Annotated in this window: 1 protein-coding gene; it reads right to left on the bottom strand. The window is 43.8% G+C overall.

Translation table 11 applies throughout. The features are described 5' to 3' along the window. Positions 1 to 219 (bottom strand): hypothetical protein (locus tag LG651_RS15895; RefSeq protein WP_226697050.1); only part of this gene is annotated, 219 nt, incomplete at both ends.

Raw genomic sequence — 219 nt, 5'->3', positions numbered from 1 at the left:
CACCACCATTAGAATTTAACCAGTTGTTAAGTTCAGTTGTATTTCCAGCCCCATCACATTCCACAGTTAAATCGCTAGCAATAGTATCGATAGTCGGCGCTGTAGTATCTTCAACGGTAAAGGTAGCGGTAGTTGAAACGGAGTTTCCGCAGGCATCTGTAGCGGTAAAGGTTACCGTAGCAGCACCAGTTAATCCACAGTCATCAGAAAGTGCATTAA

Origin of the sequence: Neotamlana sargassicola (assembly GCF_020523965.1) — a bacterium.
GTDB lineage: Bacteria > Bacteroidota > Bacteroidia > Flavobacteriales > Flavobacteriaceae > Neotamlana > Neotamlana sargassicola.
This window is presented reverse-complemented; position numbering and strand designations above follow the sequence as displayed.